Genomic DNA, 13,780 nt, shown 5'->3' with positions numbered 1-13,780 from the left:
CTGCACTTGTTCTTGCCAATTATTCTGCACCATTCTTGCCAATTATTGTGTAGTCATATTTGCCAAAAATCGTGTAGTTTTATTTACCGATCACAACATATATGCATGAGTAGTATTTTGCGACACAACTAACATTAAATAATTTTGGAAAGCATTAAGAAAATCCTCTTTAACCTCAGAGATCAAAAAGCTCTTTTTACCAAGATACTTGTGTAAATGTATAATTAAGCATTCCAATTTATAATTAAACTTCTTCGTTAAACATTCTTCCAAATAGTCCAATAATTCAAGACTTGGCCTATTCGGTTTCTCATATCCATGTTTCGCAAAATTGAGATCTGTTTCACGTTTATTTCTAATAGCTTGTACTAACTTCATATTCTCAGAATCTTTATCCATTATCCGAACCCGCGAGCTTGAATAATCTTTGTGAACATGGATGCCTAAAAATTCATAACTTCGCTTAGATTTATTATCTGAAGTCTTGTAGTAAATATCAAGATATGTACTGAACATACCTGATTTTAATGGTTTAAAACGTACTTTAATCATGTGTTACTTTTGTTATTTTTTGCAATATAGAAGTAACAAGGTGAGTAACAAAACTTCGATAGATCCTCACATAAACTTATAAAAAAATAGAGCTTCATATGAATTAATTAATTGAAAATAAAGTTTTTAATTTTAAAATCTATTAATTTCTATCATAATTTATCTATACTTATATTTGCACCCATGATTTATTTTCACATTCCATTCTGTAAGCAGGCTTGTCATTATTGTGATTTTCACTTTAGCACCTCATTGAAATATAAGGAGAATATGCTGGCAGCTATGCAGCAGGAGATTGTGAAACGGGCTCATTATTTGGCGGATAAGCAAGTGCACAGTCTTTATTTCGGAGGAGGTACACCTTCTATATTAGATAGTGAAGATATTCTGCAACTAATCGGTACGGTTGAAAAGCATTTTGAGATAGCTCCCGATGCAGAAATTACTTTAGAAGCGAACCCGGATGATTTGACAGCAGACAAAGTAAGAGCATTTCGTCATACTCCTATAAACCGTTTTTCGATAGGAATTCAATCTTTTTTTGAAGAAGATTTACGATGGATGAATCGTGCCCATAATGCAGGAGAAGCTGATTCTTCTATAAAAAGAGTTCAAGACGCGGGTTTTGAAAATATAACCTGTGATTTGATTTATGGCTATCCTTTATTGACGGATGAAAAGTGGAAATCCAATATGCAGAAATTGATTGCGATGGATATTCCGCATATATCCTCGTATTCCATGACCGTGGAAAATAGAACGGCGCTGGCACATTTTGTTAAAGAAGGTAAAACTCCGGCTATGAGTGATGCACAAAGTGCCGAACAAATGATGATGCTTATAGAAACGCTAACGGATAACGGTTTTGAGCACTATGAAATTTCCAATTTTGCAAAGCAGGGTATGTATGCGAAGCATAATACTAATTATTGGAAGAGCACGCATTATCTGGGCATTGGACCTTCAGCGCATTCATTTAATGGCGCAAGCCGATCTTGGAATGTAGCGAATAATGCAAAATATATTGCGGCGTTGAGAGACAACATCGAATTTCAGGAAATAGAGAACCTTACCCAGGAGGATCAATTCAATGAGTATGTCATGACCGCTTTACGTACGATGTGGGGCTTGGATCTACAAAAAGTAGAGCAGGAGTTTGGCTACGATTATAAACAGCACATTCTGCGTGAAAGTCAACGATTTATCGATGGACAAGAGTTGGAATATACCTCAGAAGGAAAACTCCGTACGACTACCAAAGGAAAGCTGATGACTGACCATATTGCCTCCGAAATGTTTGTGCTGGTGGATTAGTGAGTAAAAGCTAATTTTTAATTCATAACTTTTGAAAATTGTTAGCAAAAATGAGCGTATATACACCAATAAATTTATTAATTTTAAAATTATAGATGGGTAAATTTATGTTTTTTATAAAATCAGACACAGTAAATCTTGAAAAATTATTAAAAATTCATAAATAGGCGTTTCCAATAACTATAATCCATAATTTTGTGGCAGATAACTATTAAAACAAATTATGGTACAAAAATCGACTTTTGAGGCTGAAATCAAAAGTTATAAGCACAGGCAAAATGCTGCTGTCAAATTAATAAAAATTGTCAGCGACTTATGGTTCAACCATACCATTGAACTCATCTTTTTCAGGAATCAATTAGTGGATCGCCGTGTAAGTAAAATATTGAACTTACATGAAGAATCGAAGGCTCTTTCGGAGACACCTATCAGTATTTTTGCAACCCTTCAGGTTGCAGAGAAGATTCAAAATCTAAAACTTGCTCCTTCGCGTATTGACATCGGCAAGCTCGCACTAAAAATCCGTGAGCAAGATATTGATGACGACCAGTTGTTGTATTTCATTAAGAAGGAACTTATTTCGGCAAAGGAACACAAATCTTTTGAGCCGCGCGATGTGGTATTATATGGTTTTGGTCGTATAGGTCGATTACTCGCTCGTGAGTTGATCACTAAAGCGGGGGCCGGGCATCAGCTTCGGTTGCGCGCAATAGTAACACGCGATCAGATTGATCCGAAAACGCTGAAGAAACGGGCTATGCTGCTTCAGAATGATTCCATTCACGGCGAATTTGAAGGTACGGTGGATATTGATGCACAAAAGGGAGCTTTGATTATCAATGGCGCTACAGTTTATATCATCTCGGCCAAAGAACCGGAAGCAATTGATTATACGAAGTATAATATCAACAATGCTTTGGTTATTGACAATACGGGAGCATTTAGAGACGACAAAGAATTATCTCGCCATTTGCTATCCAACGGTGCTAGCCAGGTATTGCTTACAGCGCCCGGAAAAGGGGTGTCCAATATTGTTTATGGCGTGAATACCGAAATGATTGATACAGACAATCATACCATTTTCTCGGCCGCCTCTTGTACGACTAATGCTATTTCACCAATACTTGACGTGATACATAATGGTATCGGAGTATCTCAAGGACATATTGAGACGATACACTCTTATACGAATGACCAAAATCTAGTTGACAATATGCACAAGAAATCGCGTAGAGGTCGTGCAGCAGCGTTGAATATGGTCATTACAGAAACTGGAGCAGGAACAGCAGTTTCTAAAGTATTGCCTGAATTATCGGGCAAATTGACATCCAATGCTATCCGTGTGCCCGTGGCTAATGGATCGTTGGCGATTTTAAACTTACAGTTGAAGAAAAAAACTACGCTTGCCGAAATCAATAATCTGGTGCGTGAGGCTTCATTAGATGGTCGATTGATCGAACAAATCAAATATTCAAATAATGAAGAGCTGGTATCCTCGGATATTGTGGGTACTACTGCTGCAGCGGTATTTGATGCTCCGGCTACCATTGTGGCGCCGGATGGTAAGAATGTGGCTTTGTATGTGTGGTATGATAATGAATATGGCTATACCCACCAAGTGATGCGCTTAGCTAGACATGTCGCTGGCGTGCGTAGGTACACTTACTATTAATATTGTCCAATTTTCAATTCTTAATAATACGAAAGTCATCCTTAGGGATGGCTTTTAATTATTTATATCGGATCGGAACTCTATGACAGGTGATATTCTCCTGCCTTTGTAATTGATTAAATATGCTTTTCCAGTTCCTCTTAGCGTATAATATTCACTTCCTTAATGCGAACATTTTTTATTTTATCTATAAATACTCTATAGCAGTTATGTTCGGGCCACATGGGATTCCATTTAGCTGAAGTAGTTTTATTACCATCATGATTAACCAACCCAACTTTAACGTTCTCCACATATCTTCGTACAGTGTTATTCCAATAATCTGGGACATTATCTGTATAGTGTGCATAGTACAAAAAATCACCAATCCTATTATACAAAGCTCTAATTGGAATGGCCGATGCGTTATAATTGATTTTTTGCCAATTGGGAAAATAGTAAAATTCAATCGTGCGAGTTTAAATTGGTTGCTGAAAATTGTAGTGATGAGGGTTGTAGAAAATTGGTTGAACAATTACCTACCCGTATTATTTCTCACACCTACTACTCCTATTGATTCTGTTTGAAAATAATACAAAATATCTTGCGCAAACAAAATGTTTAGAGAATGAAAAGGACTAAAAAGTTGAAAATATCGCGCACTTGATTAGTTTAATAGTCGCTCTGTTTCCAAATATTTCATAATGATTTGAGTAGCTCCAGCTCGTTGTTGCACATATTTCTTGGCGGAATCCCCTGTTTCGTGTAAAACCTTTTCCTCCTGTAAGGAGTCAAAAACAAGCTTCAGTTCCTCATAATTGCTGATTGAAAATCCAGCCATCAAGGTTACTAAATCCATAGCCTCTTGGAATTTCTCATACTTGGGACCAAAAATTACCGGCTTGCCATATGTCGCTGCTTCTAAAGTATTGTGAATACCTACGCCAAAGCCACCACCTATATAGGCAATATCTGCATAATGATACAGCGATGAAAGCATACCTATATTATCAATCACCAAGATCTTGCTTTGCTGGATCTGTGTGCTGGAATAGGAACCAAACTGTGAGTACAGCAGTACTTCGCCAAATAACTTTGTTATCTCTTCTATATGGGCTTTATGAATTTCATGGGGAGCGATGATGAACTTCCAATCCGCGTAGGCGATGGATAGTTTCTGTAGCAATTCTTCATCTGGCTTCCAGGTACTTCCTGCCACGAGTACTTTGTTTTCTTGGACAAAATCAACAACTTGTGGAATGTGCTGATGTTGATTAGGTAATTCTACCACTCTGTCAAAACGCGTATCTCCCGCTAATCCAGCATTCGTTATGCCAATCCACTTGAGCATATGCACCGAATCCATATTCTGTGCGAAGAAATAGGTAACATTTTTTAATATCGAACGGAAGAAGCCGCCATAGGGTTTAAAAAAAATTTGTTCTTCTCTGAAAATAGCGGAAATCATCAATAGCCGTATTTCTCTTTTTTTGAGTTCTTTAAAATAATGGTACCAATATTCATATTTGGTGAATACGACGAATTTAGGATTGATAATGTCGATAAATTGACTTGCATTGGATGCGGTGTCCTCCGGCAGATAAAACACATAATCCGCTAAATTGCTGTTTTTCCGGATCTCATACCCCGATGGTGAGAAAAAAGTTATTACAATTTTTTCGTGTGAAAATCTTTTTTTTATTTGCTCCATGACGGCCCTTCCTTGCTCAAATTCTCCTAGTGAAGCAAAATGAAACCAAATATGTTTTTGACCCTTTTCAACCGTTTGACTTATGCGATTGAGGATGTCCTTTCTTCCCTCAGTCCATAGCTTTGCCTTGGGATGAAACGGCGATATAATCCGCAATATGAGGCCGTAAAGCCATATTCCTAGGTTGTAAAGTAGTCGCATATTCTTAAAATAATACTTATATTCGTCAAAGATAAAGATATTTAAACCTTTTTGAACGGAGAGACTGTGCAAATAAAACACTGGATGTTTCTTCCATCCATATAACGGTCATAAGTATATGCGGTCGACTTATCTTAATGGTGATATAATAATAGAAATATAAATAATTATGAGCAAAATTTTAGTAACAGGAGGTATAGGATATATTGGTTCGCATACTGTTGTTGAATTATATAATGCGGGATATACCCCGATTATCGTGGACAACCTTTCCAATTCGAATATTAAAATTTTGGATCAGATTGAGAAAATTATAGGTGTTAAGCCCGAATTTCATCAGTTTGATTTGTGTGATATACAGCAAACGGCTTCTTTCATAGCAGCGAATCCGGATATTACGGGCATTATTCATTTTGCAGCGTCTAAGGCGGTAGGTGAGTCTGTAGCAGATCCTTTGAAATATTACCATAACAATTTCTTTTCCTTAATCAACTTGTTGAATGCTTATCGCGAAAAGGAAATTAACTTTGTGTTCTCCTCCAGCTGTACAGTGTACGGAGAGCCCGATATATTGCCTGTAACGGAGTCTGCCCCGGTGAAAAAGGCAACTTCACCTTACGGTAATACGAAGCAGATTGCAGAAGAAATCTTAGAAGAGATTGCAGGCGCTTATGGCAATTATAACATTATAGCTTTACGTTATTTTAACCCGGTAGGGGCACACCAATCGGCTTTGATCGGTGAACTACCAAACGGTGTACCACAAAATCTATTGCCTTTTATTACTCAGACAGCTATTGGCAAACGTGAGAAATTGACCGTTTTTGGCAATGATTATGATACGCCTGACGGCTCTTGTATCCGGGATTATATTCATGTGGTGGATTTGGCAAAAGCACACGTAGCGGCGATCAAATTGTTGGAAAGAGGTAATCCAAATGGTAAATATGATGTATTTAATGTAGGTACTGGCAACGGTTATTCGGTGCTAGAAGCTATTAAAGCATTTGAGAAGGCTTCCGGACAGCCTTTGAAGTATGAATTTGGTCCTAAACGTGATGGTGATATTATTCAGGTCTGGGGCGATGTAAATAAATCAAGCACCGAATTGGGCTGGAAAGCTGAATTGGGCATTGACGAAATGATGGCTTCGGCTTGGGCTTGGGAAAAATACATTCATGAGAACCCATTAGACTAATAAAATATTCTTTTAAATCAAAAAGGCCTAGATTATTGATCTAGGCCTTTGCGTTTATGCTTCGGCTTCCATTTTATTCTTTGGAGGGAAGTTTTTATGTTTTCTTTTTGAGATCTTTTCTACGTTTACCGGTTGAGGGACTTTTACGTAATAGCCCGTGCCGTCGTATTCTCTCTTGTTTGGTACAGATTGGCATTCGGTAGAACAACAACCGTCAAATTTCCATCCACATTCATCACATTGCGTAAAGTGCTCATTACATTTTGCATTCGCACAGTTGATCATTTTTTTAGTCTGTGTACCACAATTGCGACAAGTGGAGATGACCGTAGGGTTGACTGTATTCACAGGCACAGTGACACGATTGTCAAATACATAGCAATCGCCTTCAAAGTCCTTACCGCCAGCTTCTTTGCCATATTTGATAATACCACCATGTAGCTGATATACTTCCTCAAAACCTTCTTTTAATAATAAGGCTGAAGCTTTTTCACATTTGATACCGCCAGTACAGTAGGTAAGAATTTTTTTGCCTTTCAGGTGTTCTAATTCTTTAACTTTCTCAGGGAATTCGCGGAAATTTTCGATATCCAATGTCACGGCATTTTTGAAACGGCCGACGGTATGTTCGTAATTGGAGCGTACATCCAAAATGACAACATCTTCTTGGTCCTTCATTTCCATGAATTCTTTAGGTTCAAGATGCTTGCCCGTTTTTTTCGTTGGATCGATTTCTTTAGGGTCGCGTAATCCGGAATGCACAATTTCGGGTTTATATCTACAGTGCATTTTGATGAACGATGGTTCTTCCACTTCATCAATTTTGAACTCTGTGTGATTGAATCGTCCATCGGCATAGATTGTGTCCATATAGGCTTTACAAGCCTCTACAGTGCCGGAAACCGTACCATTGAGTCCTTCTTCAGCAACGATAATTCGTCCAACTAATCCAAGTGATTTACAAAATTCTAAGTGATCTGCAGCAAATTGTTCTGCATTCTCGATAGGGCTGTAACAGTAGTACAGCAAGGTGTGATATTGTGCCATATATTCATTGATACCGCTGCAAACGGCGTTTAATGTTAAGTATTAATTTGTTGCAAAGATACGAAAAAGAAAAAAACTAAATATGAGCAAGATTACTTTTTAATCAGTGGTGTCAATAAATATTCCAAACCATTAAGTTTTATTTCGTAGAGCGTGGCTAGTTGCGTACCCAGTTTGCCTGCAGGAAAGCCTTTTTTATGAAACCACACCAAGTAGGGTTCGGGCAATCTGCAAAGGAGCCAACCTTGATATTTGCCAAAGGGCATTTTAGTATTTGCGAGTTCGATAAGAATATCGGGATTGAAAAATTCGTTATTCTCTAGTTTCGCCATGTTGAATGCGGTGTTTGATCAGTCGGATAGCAATGATTCCATGATTTATCCAATTCTGCACGGTACCATAATGTTTCTTAAATATAGAATAACGTTCCTGCAGACTTTGTTTATGTCTTTTTTGGGACATTCCACCTACTAAATATCGCGCCACATAGGCTTGAACATTTTGGGTAGTTCGTGCATTTTTAGCGGCACGTATCACCCAATCGACATCTGCACTCAGCTTGTATTGCAAATCGTAGGGCTCCGCAATTTCACGTTTGACATAGATAGCCTGATGGCACACGTTCATACCATATTGGAATGATTTCCAATTAAATTGCGCAGGCGCTTTGTGTCGGCGGTCGCCGATTATATTTCTATTTTCATCGACCAGCTTTGTTTCGCCGTAGATGATATCCGCATGGTTGCCTTTATCGACAATGGTCTGTAGGGTATGCGTGTCGAAAAGTTCGTCACCGGAATTAAGGAAAAGCACATAGTCACCTGTCGCCTTTGCGAGACCTTTGTTCATCGCGTCGTAAATGCCATTGTCGTTTTCCGAAACCAATATATCGATGCTTCCACGGTATTTGTGGATGAGGTCCAATGTCCCATCTGTCGATGCTCCGTCGATTATGATATATTCAATGTTGCTATACGTCTGATTGATGACCGATAGTATGGTATGTTCGATGTCGCGTACATTGTTATACACAATGGTGATAATGGATATTTTGGGAGATGCCACGTTTTTATTTTTTATTCCACTGCTTCTTCGCATAGCGTATTGCTCTTGCCAGAAGAGATCCTTTCCGATTTTTGTAAAAATACTTAATTGCTTCGTATGCGTCTTTATTTTCTTCGATTTCTTGAGGGAAATAAGTGGCGGCCTGTGTTGCTAGTTCCACGTGATACATCGTGTCGGCATCGGAGTGCGTTCCTGAGCCATCGGTGCCCATATTCTGTATCATGGACTGCCGAGGGTATAAGGCGAGGCCATTGTTGTTGAACAAGGTTAAATACCAGCGTATCGCCCAAGAATTAATTTTTCCGGCTTTGTACTCCTTAACTTGCTTCCAAAAGTTTTCGGTATGGTCGATGCTGAATCTTTTGATTTTTTCCTTGTCAAAATCAGCAATTAGCTCATCAATATTCGGATTGTACTTTTTCCAAGCTCGTTCCCATGTTGCCCATCCCCAGCTATTGGCTACACGAAAGAAGAATGTTTCCGGTAGCTTCGCAGCATCTTTGACCGGATACATATATCCGCTGATTTCCATGACTTTTTCTTCCTTTTCATAAACATCCAAGGCATCATTAAAATAGCGAAGCCCTACCTTACTTATCTGCAGGTCATCTTCCAAAACGATGACCTTTCCATTCTTGGAAATCACTTCTGTGACGCCAGAAATCACGTTTTGGGCCAATCCCAAGTTGCGTTCCCTTTCGATAATTTTGATATTGTTGAATTGCCAAGGTTCTGCTATGATTGCGCGAACCTTATTGACAGCTTCAATGGAATTAGCGTTTTTTGCGCCATCTGAATAAATGTATACATCAGAATCTTTTGCCAAATCCGCACTTTCCAGCGCCTGCAGCATACGTCGTGTGTGCTGAGGTCTATTGTATGTAAATATGATTATAGGAGCTAGATTTCGCATACCTTAAGGTTGAAATAAGAGCTAAGTATTTTATTCTTTTTTCTTGTTGCTTTGACCTCGCTAACTTTGTTCCAAAGATTGGAAGCGATTTGCATATAATTCGATGCCGCCGCCCAATTACCTTTTAGAAGTTGCTTTGCAGCTTTTTTGTAGACAGCTAATATAGCCTTTGAAAATGCTTCTGACCACGAATAGTTTATATTACAAAATTCGGTCAAGTGATACACGAATTCGCTCTTGAAATTAATAGATGGTGCTATTCTGTCTTGTCTGTCGTGGTATGCCTTCGCTTTTTTTATGATGTAAATTGGAATATGATGGAATTTCAATCTATTTCCAAAATCTTTGTCTTCTCCATAATGGTAAAAAATAGGGGAGAAAGATCCTATGCGTTTGATAATATCGATAGGTATCCACCAAAATGCAGCATTCACAAAGTCTACTTGATGGACATCCTTATCAAAAGAAATGTGTTTACAGTATTCAGCGAATCCTTTATCCAAATGTTGCTCTGTCCCATCATAATGCATAGGGGAGAGCATTGCACCTTGTGCATTCTCCTGATGAAGTAGGTTCGAAATACAGTCTTTTTCTAGCCAAGCATCTTGATTGACGAGGAACACATAGTCATAATTATGAGAAATGGCGTACTCCATCCCTATATTGTTGGCTTTGCCAAACCCCAGGTTTTCTTTGCTTTCAACAATTATTACGGATGGATACTGCTCTCTAAGCACAGCGACAGTATTATCCCCACTTGCATTATCAATCACCATGATGTCCGTGGGGTATGTAGAATCAAGTAGGCTCGGAATACAGCGATTTATCCAGGGTTCGAAATTGTATGATACAATTAGAGTGAGTACTTTCTTCATTATTATTTCTTGACAAGTGCGCCTTGTGCAAAGTTGATGATTTCTGTTAAGATTTCGGGCTTGAAAATTTTATTTAATATAATATAGAGGATGCCGCTCGTAAGTACACAGGTGCCAAAGCGTACATACACATTATCTATTTCTTTTGACACAAAATAGGCCGCAAAGCATGCAATGCCCGCGATAAAAACATAGGAAACAACATCATTCAGTAAATTTCTAAAGCTATATGTTATATAATTTCTGATAATCGCAGTCCATAGAAACATCCACAGTATATTCAGACCTGATATAATTAACATCGAAGGTTCGATACCCCAATTTTTACAGAAAATCAAAATAAGAAATTGAAATAGACCAAAGGAAATTACATTAAACATATAAATGTTGGACTTGCCTTTGGTAAGAATAAGGTTGGAAAAGACATTATTAATCGTGGCAAACGCTCCGCCTATACACAGTATGCGTAGGTAGGTTGCTGTTTTTATCCATTTTTCGGTGAGCGTAATACGGATGAAATCATCGGCTACCGTGGCCAATCCGAATAACAGGATAAAGGCTACAAAAGCTGTAAAATTTAATATCTTCCGAAATACGCGGATATGTCGGTCTTGGTCATCCTGGATTTGATTCAGCACGGGTTGTATCACGTTGTTAATCATATTCGTGATCACAGATTGGCCCATATTATTCCATTTGGAAGCCTGATTTAAATTACCAATGATTTTTTCGGAGTAAAATCTTCCTAATACCGCAGAATAGATGTTGTTGTTGATGTGAACAAATATGTTGGTAACCAATATTTTACTGCTAAATTTGTAAATGTCCTTTAATGGGGAAAAGTCAATATTAATAGAAGGTCTAAATTTAGAGTAATAGAAAAATAATGAACTGGAAATAAACGTATATACCACGGTCTGAATAGCTAAACTCCAATAGGCAAATCCTTGATACGCAAATATTAATCCTATGATATTGGAGAGAATAAGAGCGGCTAACATTATTTTACTTCGCTCAATGACCATCAGATTTTTGAAAAGATAAGCGTTGTGCGCAATACTAAAACTGCCAAACCAAAGGCTTAGAAAATGGAAACGATACAAGCTCACTAAGTCTGGATTGTTGTAGAAGTGTGCGATATAAGGAGCAGCAATAAAAAGCAATATGTATAAGACGGTGCTGATCATTAGACTACACCAAAATACGGCGTTATAGTCCTTGTTCCCCACATTCTTTTTGTTGATAAGCCCTACGACAAATCCACTTTCCTGAAAAGCTGAGGCTATTAAAGGGAAAATCAAGATAACAGCGATTTTACCTTGATCTTCCTCTGATATAAAATATCTATTGAGAATAATTCCGAAAAGAAAACCTATAAACTGTTGTAATACATTGGAGAAGCCACCAAAGAATAATCCTTTTGCTGTCTTCTTTTTAAGTGAATTATCGATTTCCTCTTCTTGCGCGTCCATGGATAGTTATATTACCTTTAAGTGATTGGCAAAATCTTTAAGACGCGGATCCGTCGCCTCCAAATCTGTCACTAGGTAGGAAACTTCTTTAAGCGGAGCTACACGCATTTTCTGATTGGAATTCAGTTTTTCGGCAATACTCATGATGGCTAATGACTTCGAACATTTAATCATTGCGCGTTTGATCTGCACCACCTCCCAATCGGAGTCGGTGATACCTTCTTCGATGGAGAGACTATTTGTTCCCAACAAACACAGGTCCACGCGTAGGTCAGATAATTCGTTGATAACCTGTGAGCCAGTTACGATATTGGTATTGCGAGAAAGTTTTCCGCCTAAGAGAAATACTTCGATATTATCTTTCTCCGCCAGTTCTAAAGCCACAAGCGGACTGATCGTAAAGAATGTACACTGTAAATCATTGGGAATAAGACGAGCTAGCTCAATCATTGTCGTACCTCCACCAATTAAAATAGTCATGCCCGAGCTAATCAATGACAAAGCTTTGAGTGCGATCTCCTTCTTACCTTCTTTTGCGTATACATTCCCTTCTTGAAAAGGAAATTGAAAAGATTTGGATAATGCGCCTCCGTATACTTTGATGACCTGACCATTCTCCGCCAATTCATTTAAGTCGCGACGGATGGTGTCCTCAGAAACATTCAATTGAACACTGAGGTCAGATGATAGCACTTTATTGTGTAGATTAATCTGATGTATAATATACGCTTGTCTTTCTTCTTTAAGCATGATTTGTGTTTTAAGATAATTGGTTAGATCTTGTTATGAATTGTCTTCCTCAGAAGGCTTTGTTTTGGTAATTCCTGCTTTGAAACGCGGTTTGAATCCAGCCGGTTTATTTACTGGTTCGGTAGGTGTTTCTTCAGCACTTTCTGAAGGAGTACTTGCAGGTTTTGTCTCTTGCTCCGCAGAGGTTGTTTTTGTAATTCCTGCTTTGAAACGGGGTTTGAATCCAGCCGGTTTACTTACTGGTTCGGTAGAGGTTTCTTCAGCACTTTCTGAAGGACTACTTGTAGGTTTTGTCTCTTGCTCCGCAGAGGTTGTTTTTGTAATTCCTGCTTTGAAACGGGGTTTGAATCCAGCCGGTTTATTTACTGGTTCAGGATTGGTTTCTTCAGCACTTTCGGAAGGAGTAGTACTTGTAGGTTTTGTCTCTTGCTCCGCAGAGGTTGTTTTCGTAACTCCTGCTTTGAAACCAGCTGGTTTACTTGCTGGTTCGGCAGGTGTTTCTTCAGTACTTTCTTCAGTACTTTCTTCAGTACTTTCTGAAGGATTACTTGAAGGTTTTGTCTCTTGCTCCGCAGAGGTTGTCTTTGTAATTCCTGCTTTGATGCGCGGTTTGAATCCAGCCGGTTTTGCTGCTACGGGAGCTTGATCAGTATTTTCTTCGGTTTTGTTTTCAGGAGCAGCGGCAGGTTTTACGGTAGCTTTGAAGCCTGGTTTGAATCCTGCTGTTTTTTCCGCCGTTGCGGTTTTTGTTTTTTGTTCAACATTGTTATCTGTTGGCAATACTACATCAGATTCTTTTTGCGGCGCTATTACAGCAGCTTCCGCCAAAGGATGTACACGGCGCAATTGATTGAACCAAAACTTCTTGGAGTGATCGAAGCTTTTTTCGCCCATTAATAAATAATGCTCTTGAAATTCTAGGAATAACGTTTCATCTGCTTTTTTCAAAGCAGTTAAATCAATTTTTTTCTTCGCGAAGAATTCCTCAAATGTGAGCATAATCCCAAAGTTAATGATTTTGTGCAGATAAT

13 protein-coding genes are annotated in these 13,780 nt (G+C 38.4%); 3 read left to right on the top strand and 10 right to left on the bottom strand.

Annotated elements, in window-relative coordinates; translation table 11 throughout:
- Positions 1-90: 90 nt before the first annotated feature.
- Entirely contained in the window at positions 91-552 is a 462-nt protein-coding gene (locus EDC17_RS07955; protein ID WP_132777560.1) for an Arm DNA-binding domain-containing protein, read from the bottom strand.
- A gap of 183 nt (positions 553-735) precedes the next feature.
- Between EDC17_RS07955 and hemW the strand changes: the two genes are divergently transcribed.
- On the top strand, positions 736-1,866 hold the full coding sequence (gene hemW / locus EDC17_RS07950; protein WP_132777559.1) for a radical SAM family heme chaperone HemW: 1,131 nt from the start codon (positions 736-738) through the stop codon (positions 1,864-1,866).
- Positions 1,867-2,089: 223 nt separating this feature from the next.
- The gene (locus EDC17_RS07945; protein WP_132777558.1) at positions 2,090-3,538 is read left to right on the top strand and encodes a glyceraldehyde-3-phosphate dehydrogenase; all 1,449 of its coding nucleotides are present in this window, start codon (positions 2,090-2,092) and stop codon (positions 3,536-3,538) included.
- 646 nt (positions 3,539-4,184) lie between these two features.
- Here the strand turns inward: EDC17_RS07945 and EDC17_RS07940 are convergent.
- Positions 4,185-5,429, bottom strand: a complete 1,245-nt coding sequence (locus tag EDC17_RS07940) for a 3-deoxy-D-manno-octulosonic acid transferase (protein ID WP_132777557.1) — start codon at positions 5,427-5,429, stop codon at positions 4,185-4,187.
- A gap of 169 nt (positions 5,430-5,598) precedes the next feature.
- Between EDC17_RS07940 and galE the strand changes: the two genes are divergently transcribed.
- Positions 5,599-6,627, top strand: a complete 1,029-nt coding sequence (gene galE / locus EDC17_RS07935; RefSeq protein ID WP_132777556.1) for a UDP-glucose 4-epimerase GalE — start codon at positions 5,599-5,601, stop codon at positions 6,625-6,627.
- Positions 6,628-6,681: 54 nt separating this feature from the next.
- Here galE and trhO read toward each other — a convergent pair whose 3' ends face one another.
- The 8 genes from trhO to EDC17_RS07895 form a co-directional block, all read right to left on the bottom strand.
- A complete protein-coding gene (gene trhO / locus EDC17_RS07930) occupies positions 6,682-7,674 on the bottom strand; it encodes an oxygen-dependent tRNA uridine(34) hydroxylase TrhO (protein ID WP_132777555.1) in 993 nt (330 codons plus the stop codon).
- Positions 7,675-7,766: 92 nt separating this feature from the next.
- Complete coding sequence (locus tag EDC17_RS07925; RefSeq protein WP_132777554.1) at positions 7,767-8,006, bottom strand: DUF3820 family protein; 240 nt, start codon at positions 8,004-8,006, stop codon at positions 7,767-7,769.
- Complete coding sequence (locus tag EDC17_RS07920; RefSeq protein ID WP_132777553.1) at positions 7,987-8,772, bottom strand: glycosyltransferase family 2 protein; 786 nt, start codon at positions 8,770-8,772, stop codon at positions 7,987-7,989. The genes EDC17_RS07925 and EDC17_RS07920 overlap by 20 nt, the downstream gene beginning before the upstream one ends.
- The gene (locus EDC17_RS07915; RefSeq protein WP_132777552.1) at positions 8,744-9,652 is read right to left on the bottom strand and encodes a glycosyltransferase family 2 protein; all 909 of its coding nucleotides are present in this window, start codon (positions 9,650-9,652) and stop codon (positions 8,744-8,746) included. Before EDC17_RS07915 ends, EDC17_RS07920 begins: the two co-directional genes overlap by 29 nt.
- A complete protein-coding gene (locus tag EDC17_RS07910) occupies positions 9,640-10,527 on the bottom strand; it encodes a glycosyltransferase family 2 protein (RefSeq protein WP_132777551.1) in 888 nt (295 codons plus the stop codon). Before EDC17_RS07910 ends, EDC17_RS07915 begins: the two co-directional genes overlap by 13 nt.
- Positions 10,528-10,529: 2 nt before the next feature.
- On the bottom strand, positions 10,530-11,999 hold the full coding sequence (locus tag EDC17_RS07905) for a lipopolysaccharide biosynthesis protein (protein WP_132777550.1): 1,470 nt from the start codon (positions 11,997-11,999) through the stop codon (positions 10,530-10,532).
- A gap of 6 nt (positions 12,000-12,005) precedes the next feature.
- On the bottom strand, positions 12,006-12,749 hold the full coding sequence (locus EDC17_RS07900) for a DeoR/GlpR family DNA-binding transcription regulator (RefSeq protein WP_132777549.1): 744 nt from the start codon (positions 12,747-12,749) through the stop codon (positions 12,006-12,008).
- A gap of 33 nt (positions 12,750-12,782) precedes the next feature.
- Entirely contained in the window at positions 12,783-13,748 is a 966-nt protein-coding gene (locus tag EDC17_RS07895) for a hypothetical protein (RefSeq protein WP_132777548.1), read from the bottom strand.
- Positions 13,749-13,780: the final 32 nt, after the last annotated feature.

The organism is Sphingobacterium alimentarium, from assembly GCF_004342685.1.
Classification (GTDB): domain Bacteria; phylum Bacteroidota; class Bacteroidia; order Sphingobacteriales; family Sphingobacteriaceae; genus Sphingobacterium; species Sphingobacterium alimentarium.
This window is presented reverse-complemented; position numbering and strand designations above follow the sequence as displayed.